Source organism: Ollibium composti (genome assembly GCF_004801285.1).
In the GTDB taxonomy this organism is placed as follows: Bacteria; Pseudomonadota; Alphaproteobacteria; order Rhizobiales; family Rhizobiaceae; genus Mesorhizobium; species Mesorhizobium composti.
Genome location: NZ_SSNY01000002.1, coordinates 289,080 through 309,742 on the forward strand (window position 1 = coordinate 289,080; position 20,663 = coordinate 309,742).

The following is a 20,663-nucleotide window of genomic DNA, read 5'->3' on the forward strand; positions in this document are numbered from 1 at the left end:
CCCTTGCGCCGTTGGCCGAAGGCCCCCGGCAGTCGCTGCCGGGGCCTGGCGTTAGCAGCGGCTACTGGCCGGTCACCACCTTCGTCCACGTGCGGGTGAACAGGCGCTGGGTCTTGGGGTCGAGCGCGGTGTTGACGAACAGCGTCGACATGGTCGCCTCGTCCGGATAGACGGCCGGGTCGTCCTTCACTTCGGGGTCGAGGAATTCCTGCGAGGCCTTGTTGCCGTTGGCGTAGAACACGTAGTTCGACGACTTGGCGATGACCTCGGGTTTCATCATGTAGTTGAGGAATTCCAGCGCCTCTTCCTTGTGCGGTGCGTCGGCGGGGATCGCCATCTGGTCGAACCACATCTGCGTGCCTTCCTTCGGAATGGCGTAGGCGAGCTCGACGCCGTTCTTGGCCTCCTCGGCGCGGTCGCGGGCCTGGAAGACGTCGCCCGACCAGCCGACCGCCACGCAGATGTCGCCGTTGGCGAGGCCGTTGATGAACTCGGAGGAATGGAACTTGCGCACGAACGGGCGGACCTTCATGAACGCTTCCTCGGCCTTGGCGATGTCGTCCGGCTCATGGCTGTCGGGGTTGAGGCCGAGATAGGCCAGCATGACCGGGATCATGTCCGTCGGCGAATCGAGGAAGTTGATGCCGCAATCCTTGAGCTTGGCGGCCTGCTCGGGATCGAACACCGCCTTCCAGCTGTCGATCGTGTCGGTGCCGAGCGCGGCCTTGATCTTCTCCTTGTTGTAGCCGATGCCGACGGTGCCCCACATGTAGTTGATCGAATATTCGCTGCCGGGATCGAACAGGTCGGTGCGCTTGGTCACCTGGTCCCACATGTTCTTGATGTTGGGCAGCTTGGATTTGTCGAGCTTCTCGAAGACGCCGGCCTGGATCTGGCGCTGCAGGAAGGAACCCGTCGGCACCACGACGTCGTAGCCGCTGCCGCCGGCGAGCAGCTTGGTCTCGAGGATCTCGTTGGAATCGTAGACGTCGTAGACGACCTTGATGCCGGTCTCCTTGGTGAAGTCCTGCAGGATCGAGGAATCGATGTAGTCCGACCAGTTGAAGACGTTGACGACGCGGTCCTCGGCTTGTGCGCCAAGGACGGCGAGCGTCATGAATGCGGTTGTCGCCGAAAGCCGGAGCGCTGTTCTGGCCATGGTATTCTCCCTTGCTGAGTGTTCCCGCCCTGACGCTCGGCCGGGCCGGCGCGACAGGAGATGGTTTCGAAGACTATTGAGCTTGGTGCGGAGCGGCAAGCCGCAATCGGCTGGTCCGGCTCGATCAAGCGAGCCGCCGGTTCCGAAGGATAAGATATGCAGCAGTCTTGTTCGGGCCGGAAGGACTTCAGGCCGTCGCGAAAGCTTGGCAAAATACGCCTGTCTTGTTGTTGCCTTGCCGCCAGCCTGCCCGCCGCGCCACGCGCTTGTCAAGTCGATGGGGGAGCCGGGCGGAAGCGGATGGGGCGCTTCAGTTGGGAGCCGGCAGGCCGGTGATGCCCGGCCGCACCGGTCGCGACTGGCGGCGGGCTTCCAGCGCGATATGGATGATGAGCGCGGTGAACACGACCGCGCCGCCGACCATGGTGCGCGCGGACGGCACCTCGCCATGCACCAGCCAGACCCAGATCGGGCCGAGCAGCGGCTCGAACGTGCCCAGAAGTGCGGCGACCGCCGCCGGGACCATGCGCGCGCCGGTGGCGAAGAAGGCGAGGCCGAGGCCGAGGTTGATGACGCCGAAGGCGAACAGGAAGCCCATGTCGTGGCCGCTGACGGCGAAGCCGGAGGTCTGCGAGGCCGCGAAGGCTGCGGCAAACAGCGTGCCGAGGCAGGTGGCCGGCGTCATGCGCACATGGGCGAAGCGGCGGGTCAGCACCGTGGCGACGGCGATAACGACGGTGATCAGCAGCGCCAGCCCGTTGCCGATGGGCGAAACGGTGCCGTCGAGCGATTCGGAAACCATGATGGCGACGCCGGCGATGACGGCGGCGATCGCTGCCCAGGTCGCGGCGCTGACCCGCTCGCGGAACACGAGCCAGGCCAGGAACGCCGCCAGCAGCGGCACGCCGGCCTGCATCAAAAGGATGTTGGCGACGGTGGTGTACGACAGCGCCACGACGAAGGTCGTCGAAGCGGTGCCGAAGCAGGCGGCGACGATCAGGCCCGGCAGGCCCATGCCGCGAAACAGCGCGACCGTGCCGCGCCAGCCGTCGCGCCAGAGCATGAAGCCGACTAGGAAGGCGGCGGCCCAGACCGAGCGCCAGAACACCACTGTCCAGCTGTCCGGCGTGTCGATGAAGCGGGCGATGGCGCCGCCGAAGCTCCACATCAGCGCCGACAGGAAGACCAGCAGCGAGCCCCAGCGCTCGTCGCGGCGCGATTGGACGGAAGCCGGTAAAGGGGACAGCGCGGTATCGTTCATGAGAGCCACTGTCTGCAAAACGCCGGCCGCGCGATGCGCGGAAGGCGACACATCTATCGCTCGATCGCGTAAAGCGAACGAGGCGTGCCGGCGAGAGCCAGCGCAAGCCAGTTCTGGCGCCAGCATAAGGCCGCTGAAGCGTTACTGAAAATCGAAAGCCGACAGGCCGGTCACCATCTCGTCCAGCCCGAGCGGGCGGGTGACGGGCGGCTCGGCGCGGGCGAGGCAGCCTGCCCGCTCGCACAGCCGGCAGGCGGGGCCGATCGGGGTCGCCGTCGCCCCCGCCGCCCCCTTGCCGGCGTTTCCGGGCGCTGCCGCCGGCAGCGCGGCGCCGTAGACGATCTCGTCCTTGAAGCCGATGTCGCAGCCGATCAAAAGTGCTGTACGGCGCGGGCGCTCGCTGAAGCTGCCCTGCGGCCCCTCCAGCGTGCGCGCCACCGTCAGGAATTCCGCCCCGTCGGGCATTTCCACCGCCTCGACGAAGATCTGGCCGGGCTGGGCGAAGGCGGCGTGCACGGCGAGCTTGGGGCAGCCGCCGCCGAAGCGGGCATGCGGAAAACCTTGCGCACCGGCGCGGCGGAAGCGGTTGCCGGCATTGTCCACCTCCAGCATGAAGAACGGCACGCCGGCAGCACTCGGCCGTTGCAGGGTGGTCAGCCGGTTGGCCGCCTGCTCGAACGAGACGCCGAAGCGCGAGCGCAGCACGTCGAGGTCGTAGCGGGCGCGCAAGGCGGCGGCGTGGAAGGCGCCGTAAGGCATCATCAGCGCGTGCGCGGCATAGCGGCCGAGTTCGAAGCGCGCCAGCCGCCGCGCCTCGTCCGACGACAGCTTCAGTCCCTGGATCTCGCCGGCAACGGCCACCGTCATGCGGATCAGGCAGGCCTCCATCGCCACCTCGCGCAACTGGTCGAAGGGCGACAGCCGCTCGGAGAGGAACAGGCGCTGTGAATGACGGTCGTAGCGACGGCGCCAGTTCGGCATGGTGGCGACAGGCAGCACCTTGACGACGATGCCGTATTCGCGCTTCAGCCACGCCTTGAGCGCGCCGTAGAGATCATCGCCGGGATCGAGCAGGGCGGTGAAGGCGTCGGCTTCCTCCTCGATGCCGGAAAAATGGTTGGGCCGCCGCTCGAACGTCTCGCGCACCTCGTCGATCGGCAGCCGCGCGCCCGAAAGCGCGGTGCCCTTGCCTTCGCGCGCCAGCACCTCGTTGAGGTCGGTGAGCCGCTCGGCCTGCTCGCGATAGGCGCGGAACAGCTTTATCACCGCCGCCGCCGCATTGGGCGCGGCTTCCGCCACCTCGATCAGCTCCTGGTCGCCGGGCAGTTCGCCGGCCAGCAGCGGATCGGCGAAGACCTCGCGCAAGGCTGCGATCGAGCCGCGCGCCTCGCCCTGCAGTTCCTCCGGATCGACATGGTAGACGGAGGCGAGTTTGAGGATGAGCTGCACCGTCAGCGGCCGCTGGTTGCGCTCGATGAGGTTCAGATAGGACGGCGAGATGCCGAGCCCTTCCGCCATCGCCGTCTGGGTCAGGCCCTTGCCGTTGCGGATGCGGCGGATGCGCGGCCCGGCGAAGATCTTCTGCTCAGCCATCGATGACCTTTGACATGGTTTTTACAGCTCGGCCGCGCCAATCCGTTTCCGAGATGGTTTTACAAGTTTGACAAGTTTACAGGCGGCGATTGTCAATCGCAAGACAGTTTTTCCTTTATTCCGAACGCAGAAAGGCGGTTTTTCTGGTCAATTTTGCGATGCAATGTAAATGAAGTCACATGTCGAGGCGGCAAGAAAACGGTTCGCGCCTCGCACCTGACGACGCAGCATCTTTTTCGGAGTGAGACGATGACCGATTTTTACAACCTTGTTCCCTCGGCGGCTGAAGACCGGTTCGACGGCATCGAACGGCCTTACACGCCCGACGACGTGAAGCGGTTGCGCGGCTCCGTGCAGATCAGGCACACGCTGGCCGAGAACGGCGCCAACCGGCTGTGGAAGCTCGTCCACGAGGAAAGCTTCGTCAACGCGCTCGGCGCCATGACCGGCAACCAGGCCATGCAGCAGGTGCGCGCCGGCCTCAAGGCCATCTATCTCTCCGGCTGGCAGGTCGCCGCCGACGCCAATACGGCGTCCGCCATGTATCCCGACCAGTCGCTCTATCCGGCCAACGCCGCGCCCGAACTGGTCAAGCGCATCAACCGCACCCTGCAGCGCGCCGACCAGATCGAGGTTTCGGAAGGCAAGGGCCTGTCGGTCGACACCTGGTTCGCGCCGATCGTCGCCGACGCCGAGGCCGGTTTCGGCGGCCCGCTCAACGCCTTCGAGATCATGAAGGCCTTCATCGAGGCTGGCGCGGCCGGCGTCCACTTCGAGGACCAGCTCGCCTCGGAGAAGAAGTGCGGCCACCTCGGTGGCAAGGTGCTGGTCCCGACCGCGGCGCATATCCGCAACCTCACCGCGGCGCGCCTCGCCGCCGACGTGATGGGCACGCCGACGCTGATCGTCGCGCGCACCGACGCCGAGGCCGCCAAGCTGCTCACCTCCGACATCGACGAGCGCGACCAGCCCTTCGTCGATTACGACGCTGGCCGCACGGTGGAAGGCTTCTATCAGGTGCGCAACGGGATCGAGGCCTGCATCGCCCGTGCCATCGCCTACGCGCCGTACTCCGACCTGATCTGGATGGAGACCTCCAAGCCGGACCTTGCGCAGGCGAAGAAGTTCGCCGACGGCGTGCACAAGCATCACCCGGGCAAGATGCTCGCCTACAACTGCTCGCCGTCCTTCAACTGGAAGAAGAACCTCGACGACGCCACCATCGCCAAGTTCCAGCGCGAACTGGGCGCCATGGGCTACAAGTTCCAGTTCATCACGCTGGCCGGCTTCCACCAGTTGAACCACGGCATGTTCGAGCTGGCGCGCGACTACAAGGACCGGCAGATGGCCGCTTATTCGGTGCTGCAGGAAGCGGAATTCGCCTCCGAGGCGAACGGCTACACCGCCACCAAGCACCAGCGCGAGGTCGGCACCGGCTACTTCGACGCCGTGTCGTTGGCCATCACCGGCGGCCGCTCGTCCACCACCGCCATGCACGGCTCGACCGAGCAGGCGCAGTTCAAGCCGGCGGCGGAGTGAGGCGCGGCCTGTGAACCAGAGCGGGAAGCCCTTGACCGGGCTTCCCGGACGACCAGCCCGGAAGGGCCATCGAGGGAACATCCGAGGCGTAAAGCCGGACATTTGAAGGAGAAAGACCATGGCTTCCATCAGCCGCGTCAAGGAAAGAGCCGAGGAGCAGTCGTCGGCCATGAATTCCGACCAGCAGGCCGCCATCCGCATGCTGGCCAACGACCTGCACAGGTTGAACCAGTCCGTCATGAAGGCGGTCGACGCCGGCGTGTCGGTCGAACTGGTGCGTTCGGCCAGGCATCACGGCGGCGACGGCAACTGGGGCGACCTGCTGATCCCGGTGGTCGTCACCCAGCCGGGCCACAACTGAGTCGGAGGCACCAAAAGCCGTCGTCCGGCCTCTCCCATCGCAACCTGCGCGCCCGCCGCGCAGGTGGTTTTCGTTTTTGCGCGCATGTGGGCAGGCCGCGCCGTGCAAACGAACGATTGCGCGTTTCGTCGCTCACATTCGTGTGCCGGCCGGTTTTGGCGCTTGACAGGGCGCGCGATCTCGCCGCTATTTGCGCGCGGCTTTCAACTCTGCATTGAAACCGGGCGGGGCGGTTCGATGTCCATGTCTTCTTTCGACAACGATAATGCCTGGGCGGCCGGGCACGAGACCTCGACACGGACCGACTTCTCGAAGGTGCTGATCGTCGCCAGGTCGCCCATCAACCGCATCGTCGTGGCCAAGATCGTCGAGCGCGCCGGCCTTAAGCCGATCGCCGAACCGCCGGAAGCCGCGGAGAAGGCCTTGCGTGCGCAGGCGCCCGGCACCGTCGTGCTCGACGGCGGCCCGGACAACCGCGATTGCGATGTCCTGATGGCCGGTATCGCGGCGGCGCGCACGGCCGGCGGCCATGTCCCGGCGGTGATTCTGCTGTCGAACCGCGTTGGCACGCCCGAGAGCCTCGATCTGCCGGGCGTGGTCGACGCGGTGGTGGCCAAGCCGATCACGCCGGAATGCCTGCAGCCGGTGATCGACCGCCTCGCCACCCTCGGTCGCGGCTGAAGCCGGCAGCGTCCACTCCCCAGCCAGCCTATTCCTCCGTCGACCCTATTCCAGAGATTCGATCAGCGCCGGCAGTTCGCCGAGATCGTCGATCTGGCGGAAGCGGGGCGCTGCCAGCGGCGCCTCGACATGTTCCAGCACCCAGGTCAGTTCGTGCGGCACATGGATGCCCCAACCGCCGGCCTCGATCGCCGGCACGACGTCCGACTTCAGCGAGTTGCCCACCATCATGGCGCGGGCAGGCCCGTCGCCGTGGCGGCTGAAGACGCGGCGGTAGGTATCCGCACTTTTGTCGCTGACGATCTCGACGGCCTCGAACAGGTCGCCCAGGCCGGACTGGTTGAGCTTGCGTTCCTGGTCGAACAGGTCGCCCTTGGTCACCAGCACCAGCCGGTAGTGGCCGGCCAGCCGCTCCAGCGTCTCGCGCGCATGCGGCAGGATCTCGATCGGATGTGCCAGCATCTCGCGCCCGGCCGCCACGATCTCGGCGATGACGGCGGCCGGCACGGCGCCACCGCTCACCTCGATCGCCGTCTCGACCATCGACAGCGTGAACCCCTTGATGCCGAAGCCGTAGAGGCCGAGGTTGCGTCGCTCCGCCTCCAGCAGCCGCGCCGCGACATCGACGTCCGGCGCGTGGTCGGCCAAAAGCTCGGTGAGCCGCCGTTCGGTGGCGCGGAAGAACTGTTCGTTCTGCCACAGCGTGTCGTCGGCATCGAAGCCGATCGTCGTCAGGTCTCTTGCCATCTCCCTGCCTTTGCCGGCGCTTCCGGTTGCCGGGGCCTTCCCTTTACCGGGGCGGCATGGCTATAGTCACGGATTATTGCAGCCAATTGGTGATTGATGCCACCCGTAAAGAAGGACGCCCGCCCGAAACGCGCCCGTACCCCTGCCTTCGTCAAGAACCTGCGTGGGGTCAAATCATGGAAGGAAGCCAGCGCCTGGCTCGAATGGCGCGGCATCGAGGATATCGAGTGCATCACGCCCGATCAGGCGGGCGTCGCCCGCGGCAAGATGATGCCGTCGAAGAAGTTCACCTCCAACACGTCTCTGGCGCTGCCGTCCGCCGTCTTCATGGCGACCATCTCGGGCGATTATCCCGAGGACGGCAACGGCTTCGTCTATCCCGAAGACGACGGCGACCTGAAACTTCTGCCGGACCTTTCCACGCTGACCGTGGTGCCGTGGGAGGAAGACCCGACAGCAGCCGTCATCTGCGACCTCGTCCACCAGGACGGCCGGCTGGTGGAGTTCACGCCCCGCAATGTGCTGAGGCGCGTGCTTGCCGCCTATGACAAGCGCGGCCTGAAGCCGGTCGTGGCGCCCGAGATCGAGTTTTATCTGGTTCGCAAGAATCCGGACCCGGACTATCCGCTGACGCCGCCGGTCGGCCGCTCCGGCCGCGCCATCGGCGGCGGCGCCGGCTATTCCATCGCCGGCGTCAACGAGTTCGACGAGCTGATCGACGACATCTATCATTTCTCCGAGAGCCAGGGGCTGGAGATCGACACCCTGATCCACGAGGAGGGCGCCGGCCAGTTGGAGATCAACCTGCGCCACGGCGACCCTATCGAGCTTGCCGACCAGGTGTTCATGTTCAAGCGCACCATCCGCGAGGCGGCGCTGAAGCACGACACCTACGCCACCTTCATGGCGAAGCCGATCCAGGGCCAGCCGGGCTCGGCCATGCACATCCACCAGTCGATCATCGACAAGAAGACCGGCAAGAACATCTTCACCGCCGAGGACGGTTCGGAATCGGACGCCTTCTTCCATTTCATCGGCGGCATGCAGAAGCATGTGCCGAACGCGCTGGTGATGCTGGCGCCCTACGTCAATTCCTATCGCCGGCTGACGCAGGCGGCCTCCGCGCCGGTCAACAACAAGTGGGGCTACGACAACCGCACGACGGCCTTCCGCGTGCCGCGCTCGGACCCGGCGGCGCGGCGCGTGGAAAACCGCATCCCGTCCTCCGACGCCAATCCCTATCTGGCGCTCGCCGCTTCGCTCGCCTGCGGCCTGATCGGCATGACCAACAAGGCCAAGGCCGAACCTCCGGTTTTGACCACGGCCAACGAGGACGAGATCGACCTGCCGCGCGGGCTGCTCGAAGCCGTCGACCTGTTCGAGGCCGACGAGGAACTGGCGGCGGTGCTGGGAAAATCCTTCGCCACCACCTACGCCGCCATCAAGCGCGCCGAGTTCGAGACCTTCATGGAAGTGATCTCGCCGTGGGAGCGGGAGTATTTGTTGCTGAACGTGTGAGGATTTAGGGCAATAAGGCGGTAGGGCAGTAAGGCAATAGGGGGCATGCCTGCGCGGATTGAATCCTACAGAGATATGGTCGTGTGGCAGCAGGCGGTGGATTTGGCTGTCGCGGTCTATACCGTAACGAAGGCATGGCCGAGAGAAGAACTCTACGGGCTGACGTCGCAAGCGCGACGTGCGGCAACGTCGGTTCCGGCCAACATCGCCGAAGGTTTCGCACGCGAGAACCGCGGTTCCTATATGCAATTTCTCAAAATCGCCCAAGGCTCGCTCAAGGAACTTGAGACGCATCTCATCATAGCGCAACGTATCGGACTGGTGACCAAGCAATCCACTGCCGATCTGCTCGCCCGATCGGAAAGTGTCGGCAAACTTCTCAGATTGCTGATCCGCAAGTTGTCGGGAGATCTATCGTGATCATACTGCCCTATTGCCTTACTGCCCTATTGCCTTTCGCATGACCTACCAATCCCCCATCTCCCCCGGCCGTTCCTGGTACGAAGACACCGCAGGTGCGCGGCCGGACTATCCGGCGCTCGACGGCGACCGGGCTTGCGACGTCGTCATCGTCGGCGGCGGCTTCACCGGCCTGTCGGCGGCAACGCATCTGGCGAAGGCCGGCACCAATGTCGTGCTGGTCGAGGCGCACCGCTTCGGCGACGGCGCCTCCGGGCGCAACGGCGGCCAACTCGGCACTGGCCAGCGCGCCTGGGCCGAGGAACTGGAGGCCGAATACGGCTTTTCCCGCGCCAGGGCGCTGTTCGACCTTGCCGAGGAGGCCAAGGCACACCTGCTGGAATTCGCGCAAGCCAACGCCATAGACATCGACTATCGGCCGGGCCAGATGTCGGTGGCGCACAAGCCGCGCTATGTCGACGCCTACCGCAAGCACGCCGAACTGATGGCGGGCCGCTTCGGCTATCCGCACATCGCCTTCATGGACCGACAGGAAACCGCCGAGCGGCTCGGCTCCCAGGCCTTCTTCGGCGGCGTGCGCGACACCGGCACCGGTCATATCCATCCCTTGAAGCTGGTCGTCGGCACGGCGCGGGTGGCCGCCGGCGCCGGCGCGCATCTGTTCGAGAACACGCCGGTCACCGGCATTTCTTCGTCGGGCGGCAAGGTGCGGGTGACGACGCCGCGCGGCACCGTAACGGCAGACAAGTGCCTGGTCGCCGTCAACGCCTATGGCGGCACGCTGGAGCCGGTGAGCGCCGCGCACGTCATGCCGATCGGCTCCTTCATCGGCGCCACCGTGCCTTTGGGCGCCGACAGCCCGGTGCTGCCGGGCTGGGAAGCGGTGGACGATTCCCGCTTCGTCGTGCGCTATTTCCGCAAGGCGCCGGACGGCCGGCTCCTGTTCGGCGGCCGCGAGATCTACGCCGTCAACGATCCGAAGGACATCCACATCCATATCCGCCGCCAGATCGCCGAAATCTATCCGCAGCTGAAGGATGTCGAGATTACCCATGGCTGGGGCGGTTATGTCGGCATCACCCTGCCGAGGAAGCCGTTCGTGCGCGAGGTCATGCCGAACGTCATTTCCGCCGGCGGCTATTCCGGCCACGGCGTCATGCTGTCCAACTTCGTCGGCAAGCTCTATGCCGAGACCGTCTCGGGCAACCGCGACCGGCTGAAGCTGATCGAGGACCTGAAGATACCGCCGTTCCCCGGCGGCCGGCGCTTGCGCGCGCCGCTGCTGTTTCTGGCGCTCAACTGGTATGCGTTGCGCGATCGCCTGTGAACAGGGCGCACCGCGAAGAACGCCGGCGTAGTAATGCCACAATTAATGCGTTAACTTATTCAACCGGCTAGACCTTCCGATAGAGGAGGTGCCGTCGCGAAACAGTCGGGACCGATGCGAGCCGCAGCGTTATTTGCTCCGGAAGAGAACGTCGGCCCTCCATGGAGGTTGCTGGAGTGAAGGGGCTTTTCGGTTTCGGCTCTCCGAAGCAGCGGCGCTTTGCCATGCAGTTCGGCTATGCCGCCCGGCCGTCCTTCTGGCAGGAACTCAAGGCCAATTCCCATCTCGTCATTGCCGCGGTCGGCACTATGGCTCTGCTCGGCGTCGCCGGCACAGCTCTGTGGCTCGCCATGCCCTCCGGCGACAGGCCGGCCTTCGCCGAACCCAAACCGCAGGCGGAGGCCGCCGCCGAAGCGCCGGCCGCCGAACAGGCTGAAACCGTCGCCGCAAATTCAAAAGCCGTGGTGACCGACGACGCCTCGGTGGTGTCGAGCCAGGTGGCGCCGAAGGCCGATGCGGTGAGGCCGGCCGAGGCCGCCGAGGCCGATATCGCCGCTTTGCCGCGCAACGATCCGCGCTGGACGGGCGAGGGCAAGCCGCCCCCCGCCATCGACGCCAAGGCGGTCGCGGTGCAGACGAACGACGGCGCCAAGACGGCTTTCGCCGAGGAGGACGGCGCCGCGAAGGGCGCGGTTGCCGGTGACAAGACCGCGGCCGATGCCGCGAATGAGCAGGCTGCCGCCGCACCGTCGACCGACGATGACGAGACGGCGGCCGACTCTCATTCCGATCCCGATCCGAAGGCGGCGACGGCGGCGATCCCCGCGGCCCGGCCGGAGCCGCCGGCCAATGAGGCGGGCGCCGCCGCGAACGGCCATATCCTGCGCGCCGTCACCATGCGCTCCGGCCCGAAGAAGGGGGCTGCGGCCATTGGCACCATCCCGGCGAAAACGGCGGTCCAGGTGATCTCGTGCAAGTCCTGGTGCGAGGTCGTCTACAAGGGCCGGCACGGCTTCATCTACAAGAGCTTCGTCCGCCGCGACGGCTGAGCGCCGCCCGCAAATCTCGGCTGCTCAGATGCAGCGGCCGCCATCTACTTCCAGCGCCACGCCGGTGATGAAGGCTGCCTCGTCGGAGGCCAGCCACAATGCGGCGTTGGCGATGTCGAGCGGTGTCGAAAGCCGTCCGAGCGGGATCGAAGCGCGGAATTTGGCGCGCAGTTCCGGCGTGTCCTCCCCCATGAACTGCGCCAGCATGCCGGTGTCGCCGGCGACGGGGCACAGACAGTTGACGCGGATGTTCTTCGGCGCCAGCTCCACCGCCATCGACTTGGTTGCGGTGATCGCCCAGCCTTTGGAGGCGTTGTACCAGGTCAGCCCCGGCCGCGGCCTCAGGCCAGCCGTGGAAGCGGTGGTCAGGATGACGCCGCCGCCCTGGCTTTCCATGATCGGCACGACGGTCAGCGCGGCGTGGTAGATCGCCTTCATGTTGACGGCGGTGATGAGATCGAAGGTCGCCTCGTCGACGCCCAGCATGTCGCCGTTGCGGTGGGTGAAGCCGGCATTGTTGACCATGATGTCGATGCGGCCGAAGGCGTCCAGCGCCGATTTCGCCATTTCCTCGAATTCCGAAGCCTGCGACACGTCGGTCTGCGTCCAGATGGCGGCCTTGCCGATCTCGCCGGCGACGCGCTCGGCGCCCTTGGCGTTGATGTCGGAGACGACCACACGGGCGCCTTCCTCAGCGAAGCGCCGCGCCATGCCTTCGCCGAAGCCGGAAGCGGCACCGGTGATGACGGCCACCTTGTCTTTCAGTCTGTTCATGAACGTCCTTTCGCCTGTCCGCTTTCCTGGCGAACGGCATTTTCCAATGTATGCAGATGGTCGCGCACAGTATCCCACAGGATGCTTGCCAGCACGTCCTCATAGTCGTGGCGATAGATGTTCCCGGCACCGGCGATCTGCTTCCATGGCACGTCGGGATGACGGGATTTCAAGTCGTCGGGCAGGCGTCGCACGGCCTCGGAAACGATCTCCAGACAACGCGTCACGGCATAGAGCGTCCGCTCGTCCTCTGCGAAGGTTTCATAGGCCATGCCCTCGATGAACCGGCGCGCGAGCGTGATGTTGTGGTGAATGGCGACGAGGACGCGCTCAGGGTCTTCAGAAGGCATAGATGGCGTCGTTCAGCGCTGCCGGCTTCACATAAGGCTTCAATCCAGCTCTGTTGACGACATCGACCGGCGTCTCGAAAAGCCCGGCGATATAGTCCTTCAAACCGACATAATCGAAAACGCTCAGGTGAGCTTCGGGATCAAGGTCGATCAGGATGTCTATATCGCTGTTCGACTGAGCCTCGTCGCGCGCGACCGAGCCGAATAAGGCAAGGTGCACCACGCCTTGCCTATTCAACTCGTCCTTGTGCCGTCTCAAAGTGGCTATAACGTCCTGCCGATCCATGGCATCCAAGATAGCGTCTGCCCCTTCGTTGTTCAATTCAGCGAATGCCCACCTGCTCACCCATGGTTGAACACAACCGTCTTGGTTGCCGACATGTCGTAGAGGGCCTCGAACCCTTTCTCGCGGCCGTGGCCGGAGCGCTTGAAGCCGCCGAAGGGAAGTTCGATGCCGCCGCCGGCGCCGTAGCCGTTGACGAACACCTGGCCGGAGCGGACGCGCTTGGCGAGCCGATGCTGGCGCGCGCCGTCCTTCGTCCAGATGCCTGCGACCAACCCGTATTCGGTGCCGTTGGCGAGCCGCACGGCTTCCTCCTCGCCGTCGAAGGAAAACAGGGTCAGCACCGGGCCGAACACTTCTTCCTGCGCGATGGTCGAGGAAGGCTCGACGGCGCCGAACAGGGCCGGCGCGAAGTAGTAGCCGCCCTCCGGCGCGCCCTTGGCGACCGAGCCGCGCGCCAGCACTTTGGTCCCGGCCTGCTCGGCTTCGGCGGCCATGGCCGACACGCGCTGCTGCTGGCGTCGGTTGATGAGCGCGCCGAGGTCGAGGTCGGCGTCGTGCGGGCCGGCGACCAGTTTGGAAAAGCGCTCGGCGAGGGCGGCGGCGACATGATCGTAGATCGGCTTTTCGATCAGCACCCGGCTGCCGGCCGAGCAGGTCTGGCCGCCGTTCTGGATGATGGCGTTGACCAGCACCGGCAGCGCCTTGTCGAGGTCGGCGTCGGCGAAGACGATCTGCGGGGACTTGCCGCCGAGTTCCATGGTGACGCCACGATTGTTGGCGGCTGCCGCCTGCTGGATCGCCGTGCCGGTGGCCGGCGAGCCGGTGAAGGTGACGTAGTCGACCATCGGATGGGCGGAAAGGGCCGCGCCCGCGTCGCGGCCGTAGCCGGTAACGACGTTGAAGACGCCCTCGGGAAAACCCGCTTCCAGCGCGAGTTCCGCGATGCGGATGGTGGTCAGCGAGGCGTCTTCCGCCGGCTTGACCACCAGCGTGTTGCCCATGGCGAGCGCCGCACCGGCGACGCGGGCGAGGATCTGCAACGGATAGTTCCAGGGAATGATGCCGGCGACCACGCCATGCGGCTCGCGCAAGGTCAGCGCCGTGTAGCCATCGAGGAAGGGAATGGTGTCGCCGTGGATCTTGTCGGCCGCGCCGCCGTAGAACTCGTAGTAGCGCATCGTCGCCGTGACGTCCGCCTTGCCCTGTCTGGCCGGTTTGCCGGTGTCGCGCGATTCCAGCGCCGCCAGTTCCTCGCCGTGCTTCTCGACCAGAAGGCCGAGGCGGGTAAGCAGCCGGCCGCGTTCCACCGCCGGCGTCTTCGACCACGGCCCGTCGTCGAAAGCGGTGCGGGCGGCGCGCACGGCAAGATCGATGTCCTCCTTGCCCGCTGCCGGGATCGAGGCGAAATTTTCGCCGTCGGACGGGCAGGCGACGTCGAGGCGCTCGCCCGACAGCGCGTCCGCCTGCCTGCCGCCGATGACCTGCCGCCAGGCGCGCCCTTCGGCGGCTCTGCTGGAAAGAGGCTTGTCCATCGCGTTCTCCTTTTCTGTCGTGGCCGCGCTATATCATAGTGCGGCGCCAGCGACATCGCACTCTTGCCGGTCATGAGGTCGGCACAGTGGGCCAGTAGAAAGGGCGCTGCTGTGACACCTTGCCACTGGCAAATTTAAATCGATTAGATTATACCGGCCCCGTCGCATCGACCGGCCTTTGAGCGAACAGAGCATGACCAGCCAGATCATTCCCGTCGACCCCTTCGACTTCATCGTTTTCGGCGGCACCGGCGACCTCGCCGAGCGCAAGCTGCTGCCGGCGCTCTACTACCGCCAGCGCGACCACCAGTTCAGCGAGCCGACGCGCATCATCGGCACCTCGCGCGCGAAATTGTCCGACGCCGACTTCCAGGCCTTCGCCCGCAAGGCGATCACCGATCACGTCAAGGCCGACGATATCGACGAGAAGGAACTGGAAAGGTTCCTCGCCCGCTTTTCCTACGTGCCGGCCGATGCCACCACCGGCGCCGGCTTTGACGCGCTGAAAAAAGCGGTCGGCGACAGCGACCGCATCCGCGCCTTCTACATGGCGGTGTCGCCGTCGCTGTTCGGCGACATTTCGCACCAGTTGCGCGAGCACAGGCTGATCACGCCCAACTCGCGCATCGTGGTGGAAAAGCCGATCGGCCGCGACCTCGCCTCGGCGCGCGCGCTGAACGACCTCGTCGGCGACGATTTCGGCGAGCAGCAGATCTTCCGCATCGACCATTATCTCGGCAAGGAGACGGTGCAGAACCTGATGGCGCTGCGCTTCGCCAACATGCTCTACGAGCCGCTGTGGAACTCCGCCCATATTGACCATGTGCAGATCACGGTGGCCGAGACGGTCGGGCTGGAGGATCGCGTCACCTACTACGACAAGGCCGGCGCCCTGCGCGACATGGTGCAGAACCACATCCTGCAACTGCTCTGCCTCGTCGCCATGGAGGCGCCGTCCTCGATGGATGCGGACGCCGTGCGCGACGAGAAGCTGAAGGTGCTGCGCGCGCTGAAGCGTATCAACGGCAACGAGGCGCCGAAGCTGACGGTGCGCGGCCAGTACCGCGCCGGCGCCTCCGCCGGCGGCCCGGTCGAGGGCTATGTCGAGGAACTGGGGCACGGTTCCGACACAGAGACCTTCGTCGCCATCAAGGCCGAGATCGCCAACTGGCGTTGGGCCGGCGTGCCGTTCTACCTGCGCACCGGCAAACGGCTGGCGACGCGCGTCTCCGAGATTGTGATCGAGTTCAAGCAGATCCCGCATTCGATCTTCGGCGAGAGCGCCGGCAACATCAGCCCCAACCAGTTGGTCATCCGCCTGCAGCCAAACGAGGGCGTTAAGCAATACCTGATGGTGAAGGACCCCGGCCCCGGCGGCATGCGGCTGAGGCAGATCCCGCTCGACATGAGCTTCGCGCAATCCTTTCACAGCCGTGCGCCGGATGCTTATGAGCGGCTGGTCATGGACGTGGTGCGCGGCAACCAGACCCTGTTCATGCGCCGCGACGAGGTCGAGGCGGCCTGGAGCTGGGTCGATCCGATCTTGAAAGCCTGGGAGCAGAACGGGCAGGACGCGCAGGGCTACACCGCCGGCACCTGGGGGCCGTCCTCCTCCATCGCGCTGATCGAGCGCGACGGCCGCACATGGCACGAGAGCAATTGAGCGCGATGACGGAAAGCTTCCACTGGAACGAGTTCGCAGATCGCGAGGCGCTGGCGGAGGCCTTGGCAGGCCGCATCGCCGGACTGCTCTCGGCTGCCGTGGAGCGCCGCGGCACGGCGCTGCTCGCCGTCTCCGGCGGCACCACGCCTGCGCGCCTGTTCGAGGTGCTTTCCAACCAGCCGATCGCCTGGGACCGGGTCACCGTGACGCTGGTGGACGAGCGCTTCGTGCCGCCGTCCTCGCCGCGCTCGAACGCAGCGCTTGTGACGGCCAAGCTGTTGCAGGGCAGGGCGGCCGCGGCGCGTTTTCTGCCGCTGTTCAGGCGAGGCGAGACCCTCGATGAGGCCGCTGCTGACGGCGACCGCGAGATCGCGGCCCTGCCGTTGCCCTTCGACGTCGTCATCCTCGGCATGGGCGGCGACGGCCACACCGCCTCCTTCTTCCCCGATGCGCTGGAACTGCCGGCGCTGCTCGACCCTGAAAACAGCCTCGCTTTGATGCCGGTTCATGCCGACAGCGCCGGCGAGCCGCGCCTGACGCTAACGCTGCCGCGCATCGTCGCCGCCGGCTTCCTGGCGCTTCACATCGAGGGCGACGAAAAGCGCGCGACCTTCGACAAAGCAATGAGCAACGGGGCGACGGGCAAAGGGCCGCAATTGCCGATCCACGCCGTTCTCGACGCCTCGCCCCGGCCCGTCGAGGTGTATTGGGCGCCGTGATGTTGGGCTGTGGAAAGATACAGCCACCCCTGACCCCTCCCCTCAAGGGAGAGGGGGACTTCGCGAGCGGCAGCTTCCTCTCCCCCCCTGAGGGGAGGGGGCAGGGGTCCTTCATGGAACTCTTACGAACGATGATTGAACCATGACCGCCAGAGCCGATATCGAAGCCATCACGAACCGCATCCGCGAGCGCTCGCGCGAAAGCCGCGAAGCCTATCTCGGCCGCATCGCCGGGGCCGCCGGCAAGACGGCCAACCGCGCCGTGCTCTCTTGCGGCAACCTCGCGCACGGCTTTGCCGTGTGCAGTCCTGCCGAAAAGATCGCGCTCGGCGGCAACCGCGTGCCGAACCTCGGCATCGTCACTTCCTACAACGACATGCTGTCGGCGCATCAGCCGTTCGAGACGTTCCCGCAGCTCATCAAGCAGGCGGCGAAGGAGGCCGGCGGCATCGCCCAGGTCGCGGGCGGCGTGCCGGCCATGTGCGATGGCGTCACGCAAGGCCAGCCGGGCATGGAACTGTCGCTGTTCTCGCGCGACGTTATCGCCATGGCCGCGGCCATCGGCCTCTCCCACAACATGTTCGATGCCGCCGTCTATCTGGGCGTTTGCGACAAGATCGTGCCGGGCCTGCTGATCGCCGCGCTCACCTTCGGACATCTCCCGGCGGTCTTCATCCCGGCCGGGCCGATGCCGAGCGGCATTCCGAATGACGAGAAGGCGAAGGTCCGCCAGCTCTACGCCGAGGGTAAGGTCGGTCGCGCCGAACTGCTGGAGGCGGAATCGAAGTCCTATCACGGGCCGGGCACCTGCACCTTCTACGGCACGGCCAACTCCAACCAGATGCTGATGGAGATCATGGGCCTGCACACGCCCGGTGCCTCCTTCGTCAATCCGAACACGCCGCTGCGCGACGCGCTGACCAGGGAAGCGGCCAGGCGCGCGCTGGCCATCACACAGCTCGGCAATGCCTACACGCCGGTGGGCGCGATGATCGACGAGCGCTCCATCGTCAACGGCGTCGTCGGCCTGCACGCCACCGGCGGCTCGACCAACCACACCATCCACCTGATCGCCATGGCGGCCGCCGCGGGCATCAGGCTGACATGGCAGGACATTTCCGAGCTGTCGGATGCCGTGCCGCTGCTCGCCCGCGTCTATCCGAACGGGCTGGCTGACGTGAACCATTTCCATGCAGCCGGCGGCATGGGTTTCCTGATCCGCGAACTGCTCGATGCCGGCCTGCTGCATGAGGACGTGCGCACGGTCTGGGGTGAAGGACTGCGGCCCTATGCGGTCGAGGCGAAGCTTGGCGCCGACGGGCAGGTCGTGCGTGAGGCGGCCCCCCGCGAAAGCGGCGACGCCAAGGTTCTGGCGCCGGCCGCCACGCCTTTCCAGCCCACCGGCGGCCTGAAAGTGCTCAACGGCAATCTCGGCCACGCCGTCATCAAGACGTCCGCCGTGAAGCCGGAGCGGCGCATTGTCGAGGCGCCGGCAAAGGTGTTTGCCAGCCAGCAGGCGCTGAACGACGCCTTCAAGGCCGGCGAACTGACGGGCGATTTCGTCGCCGTCGTGCGCTTCCAGGGGCCGAAGGCCAACGGCATGCCGGAACTGCACAAACTGACCACCGTGCTCGGCATCCTGCAGGATCGAGGCCAGCACGTCGCGCTGGTGACGGACGGGCGCATGTCCGGCGCGTCCGGCAAGGTGCCGGCGGCCATCCATGTCACGCCCGAGGCGCTGGAAGGCGGCGCCATCGGCCGCATCCATGAAGGCGACGTCATTCGCCTCGATGCCGAGGCGGGCAGCCTGGAAGTGCTTGTGACCGCCGACGAGTTGGCGCGGCGCACGCCTGCGCCCGCCGACCTTTCCGAGGGCGAGCACGGCTTCGGCCGCGAGCTGTTCGCCGGGCTGCGGCATATGGCCGGCCGCGCCGACCACGGCGCCAGCGTCTTCGCCGGCTGACCTACTTTACCGTCAGTTCCGTGCGCTCACCGGCTTTCACCGTGAACGGCGTCTCGCTGTCGGGCTTGTCGGTCGTGAAGCCGGTGACCAGGACATAGTCGCCGGCGGCGAGCGTCGTCTGGAATTTCTCGCCGAAGCCGTAGGTGACCTTCCTGCGCTCGCCCTGGATGTCCTTCTTCGCCTCGAAGACGTTGAAGTCGTCCGCGCCCGGTGCCTCGATGGCGACGACGCCGGCATTCAGCGCGATATTGACCTCGTTCAATTCGCCTACCTTGACGCTGAACGGTTGTTCGGCGCTGACGGCCTGTATGTCGACGGCCATGACGTAGTCGCCCGCCGGCAGGTCGAACTTCGCATCGGCGCCGAAGCCATAGGTCACCTGGTCGCGCGTGCCGTCGATCTTCTTCGTCGCCTTGAGGACCTTCCAGGACAGGTCGCCGGAATCGACCTTCTCGCCGCCGGCGGTATAGGAGGCGTTCGCCTGCACCTTGCCGACGCCGACGATGATGTCCTTGTCGACGACCTGCCCGGCCGTGAGCTGCAACGTCTCGCTGGCTTCGCCGGCGCCCAGCTTGACGGTGATTTTCGTCTCACCCGCCGGCACGACGAACTTCGTCTCGCCGAAATTGGCCGAGGAGGTGCCGCCCGGATAGTCGATGACGATCTGGGCGTTGCCGTCGGGCTCGGCATCCGGTGCCGGTCTGGGGCGCAGATAGAGCGCGGCGGCGTTGAGGTTGAGCACCGGCTCGGCCGTCTTGTCGGCGGTCAGCGTAATCTTCTGTTCGGCCTTGGCGCCTCCGCTGGTGGCACGCAGGATATAGTCGCCGGCGGCGGCGTGCATCCTGGCCGGATAGTAGCCGGAATCGACATATTTCCCGTCCGTGCCCTGGGCGTCGTCCTTGAACAGCTTGAAGAAGACGTCGATCCTGGCCGGCGGCTCGCCGCCGTCCTTCAGCACGGCCTTGGGAACGAGGTTGTATTCGACTTCCGCCGCCTTCGGCTCGGGCTCAGGGGCGGGCGCCGGCTGGGGCGCGGCCACTGTCTCGGCCAGCGCGTTCTTGAGCGCCGCCTCGTCGGAAGCCTGGATATACTTGCCGTCGGTGTTGTCCGCGAGGCATGCCACCTGCTTGCCTTCTTCCGCCGTCAGGCCGAAGCCGACGACGTCGGCGGTGAAGTCGACGCCGGCCGCTTCCAGCTCCTTGCCGAGCGCGCAGGGGTCGCCGCCGCAGGTCTCCAGCCCGTCGGTGATGAGCACGACGGTCGCCTTGTCCTCGGTGTATTTCAGCGCTTCGGCGGCCTGCTTGACGGCCGCCGTCAGCGGCGTCTTGCCGAGGAACTTCAGGTTGTCGGCAGCCGTGGTGATGGCGCCGGCGGTGCCGGCCGCCGGCGGCACGATCAGTTCGATGTCGGAGCAGCTTCCCTTCTCGCGATGGCCGTATGCCATGAAGCCGATCTCCCGGTCGGCCGGGATCGATTGCAGCGCGGCGCGCAGCGATTCGCGGGCGATCTCCAGCTTCGGCTTGCCGTCGATCTGCGCCCACATGGAACCTGAGGCATCCAGCACGACGATGACGCGGTCGGCGGCGAAGCCGAGCGCCGTCGTCCACAGAAGCAGGATGGTCGCAGCAATGCACCGCGCGAAAGCCGTCATGAAAATCTCCCGGAAGCCCCTCGGTCGCGGGAAGCTACGTGACGCGCCAGAAACTGGCAAGCGCGCGGCG

19 protein-coding genes are annotated in these 20,663 nt (G+C 66.1%); 10 read left to right on the top strand and 9 right to left on the bottom strand.

The window, feature by feature from the left end; genetic code table 11:
• Positions 1-61: 61 nt before the first annotated feature.
• The 3 genes from E6C48_RS04690 to E6C48_RS04700 all read right to left on the bottom strand — a co-directional run bounded on the left by E6C48_RS04690 (position 62) and on the right by E6C48_RS04700 (position 4,013).
• The gene (locus tag E6C48_RS04690) at positions 62-1,117 is read right to left on the bottom strand and encodes a polyamine ABC transporter substrate-binding protein (protein ID WP_230978676.1); all 1,056 of its coding nucleotides are present in this window, start codon (positions 1,115-1,117) and stop codon (positions 62-64) included.
• Between the two features lie 352 nt (positions 1,118-1,469).
• On the bottom strand, positions 1,470-2,420 hold the full coding sequence (locus E6C48_RS04695) for a DMT family transporter (protein ID WP_136354537.1): 951 nt from the start codon (positions 2,418-2,420) through the stop codon (positions 1,470-1,472).
• A gap of 141 nt (positions 2,421-2,561) precedes the next feature.
• Positions 2,562-4,013, bottom strand: a complete 1,452-nt coding sequence (locus E6C48_RS04700; RefSeq protein ID WP_136354539.1) for a helix-turn-helix domain-containing protein — start codon at positions 4,011-4,013, stop codon at positions 2,562-2,564.
• 249 nt (positions 4,014-4,262) lie between these two features.
• Here E6C48_RS04700 and aceA point away from each other — a divergent pair, with 249 nt between their 5' ends.
• The 3 genes from aceA (at position 4,263) to E6C48_RS04715 (ending at position 6,594) form a co-directional block, all read left to right on the top strand.
• Positions 4,263-5,552 (top strand): isocitrate lyase, encoded by a 1,290-nt coding sequence (aceA, locus tag E6C48_RS04705; protein WP_136354541.1) that lies wholly within the window; start codon positions 4,263-4,265, stop codon positions 5,550-5,552.
• 118 nt (positions 5,553-5,670) lie between these two features.
• A complete protein-coding gene (locus E6C48_RS04710; protein WP_136354543.1) occupies positions 5,671-5,913 on the top strand; it encodes an SMc00767 family acetate metabolism repressor in 243 nt (80 codons plus the stop codon).
• 162 nt (positions 5,914-6,075) lie between these two features.
• Positions 6,076-6,594 carry an ANTAR domain-containing protein gene (locus E6C48_RS04715; protein ID WP_330998558.1) on the top strand — a complete coding sequence of 173 codons (519 nt, stop codon included), beginning with the start codon at positions 6,076-6,078 and terminating at the stop codon, positions 6,592-6,594.
• 45 nt (positions 6,595-6,639) lie between these two features.
• Here E6C48_RS04715 and E6C48_RS04720 read toward each other — a convergent pair whose 3' ends face one another.
• Positions 6,640-7,341: an HAD family hydrolase gene (locus E6C48_RS04720; RefSeq protein WP_136354545.1), complete on the bottom strand. Its 702-nt coding sequence runs from the start codon at positions 7,339-7,341 to the stop codon at positions 6,640-6,642.
• A gap of 96 nt (positions 7,342-7,437) precedes the next feature.
• Between E6C48_RS04720 and E6C48_RS04725 the strand changes: the two genes are divergently transcribed.
• The 4 genes from E6C48_RS04725 (at position 7,438) to E6C48_RS04740 (ending at position 11,655) form a co-directional block, all read left to right on the top strand.
• Positions 7,438-8,859: a glutamine synthetase family protein gene (locus tag E6C48_RS04725; protein WP_136354547.1), complete on the top strand. Its 1,422-nt coding sequence runs from the start codon at positions 7,438-7,440 to the stop codon at positions 8,857-8,859.
• Positions 8,860-8,904: 45 nt separating this feature from the next.
• Positions 8,905-9,279: a four helix bundle protein gene (locus E6C48_RS04730; protein WP_136354549.1), complete on the top strand. Its 375-nt coding sequence runs from the start codon at positions 8,905-8,907 to the stop codon at positions 9,277-9,279.
• 40 nt (positions 9,280-9,319) lie between these two features.
• Complete coding sequence (locus tag E6C48_RS04735) at positions 9,320-10,606, top strand: NAD(P)/FAD-dependent oxidoreductase (RefSeq protein ID WP_136354552.1); 1,287 nt, start codon at positions 9,320-9,322, stop codon at positions 10,604-10,606.
• A 176-nt stretch (positions 10,607-10,782) separates the two neighbouring features.
• The gene (locus E6C48_RS04740; RefSeq protein WP_168734449.1) at positions 10,783-11,655 is read left to right on the top strand and encodes an SH3 domain-containing protein; all 873 of its coding nucleotides are present in this window, start codon (positions 10,783-10,785) and stop codon (positions 11,653-11,655) included.
• Between the two features lie 24 nt (positions 11,656-11,679).
• On the opposite strand, the gene E6C48_RS04745 is transcribed toward E6C48_RS04740, so the two are convergent.
• From E6C48_RS04745 to E6C48_RS04760, 4 genes are read right to left on the bottom strand one after another with little or no spacing between them, the layout of a single operon-like run.
• Positions 11,680-12,429 carry an SDR family oxidoreductase gene (locus tag E6C48_RS04745; protein ID WP_136354556.1) on the bottom strand — a complete coding sequence of 250 codons (750 nt, stop codon included), beginning with the start codon at positions 12,427-12,429 and terminating at the stop codon, positions 11,680-11,682.
• Complete coding sequence (locus E6C48_RS04750; protein WP_136354558.1) at positions 12,426-12,779, bottom strand: HepT-like ribonuclease domain-containing protein; 354 nt, start codon at positions 12,777-12,779, stop codon at positions 12,426-12,428. Before E6C48_RS04750 ends, E6C48_RS04745 begins: the two co-directional genes overlap by 4 nt.
• A complete protein-coding gene (locus tag E6C48_RS04755; RefSeq protein ID WP_136354561.1) occupies positions 12,769-13,065 on the bottom strand; it encodes a nucleotidyltransferase family protein in 297 nt (98 codons plus the stop codon). The genes E6C48_RS04750 and E6C48_RS04755 overlap by 11 nt, the downstream gene beginning before the upstream one ends.
• A 56-nt stretch (positions 13,066-13,121) precedes the next feature.
• The gene (locus E6C48_RS04760; protein ID WP_136354563.1) at positions 13,122-14,597 is read right to left on the bottom strand and encodes an aldehyde dehydrogenase family protein; all 1,476 of its coding nucleotides are present in this window, start codon (positions 14,595-14,597) and stop codon (positions 13,122-13,124) included.
• Positions 14,598-14,790: 193 nt separating this feature from the next.
• Here E6C48_RS04760 and zwf point away from each other — a divergent pair, with 193 nt between their 5' ends.
• The 3 genes from zwf to edd all read left to right on the top strand — a co-directional run bounded on the left by zwf (position 14,791) and on the right by edd (position 18,942).
• Positions 14,791-16,260, top strand: coding sequence for a glucose-6-phosphate dehydrogenase (zwf, locus tag E6C48_RS04765; protein ID WP_136354565.1), 1,470 nt, complete (start codon positions 14,791-14,793; stop codon positions 16,258-16,260).
• Entirely contained in the window at positions 16,242-16,979 is a 738-nt protein-coding gene (pgl, locus tag E6C48_RS04770; protein WP_136354567.1) for a 6-phosphogluconolactonase, read from the top strand. Before zwf ends, pgl begins: the two co-directional genes overlap by 19 nt.
• Before the next feature lie 142 nt (positions 16,980-17,121).
• Positions 17,122-18,942 (top strand): phosphogluconate dehydratase, encoded by a 1,821-nt coding sequence (gene edd / locus E6C48_RS04775; protein WP_136354569.1) that lies wholly within the window; start codon positions 17,122-17,124, stop codon positions 18,940-18,942.
• A gap of 1 nt (position 18,943) precedes the next feature.
• Here the strand turns inward: edd and E6C48_RS04780 are convergent, their stop codons facing one another.
• Positions 18,944-20,593 (bottom strand): vWA domain-containing protein, encoded by a 1,650-nt coding sequence (locus tag E6C48_RS04780; protein ID WP_136354571.1) that lies wholly within the window; start codon positions 20,591-20,593, stop codon positions 18,944-18,946.
• Positions 20,594-20,663: the final 70 nt, after the last annotated feature.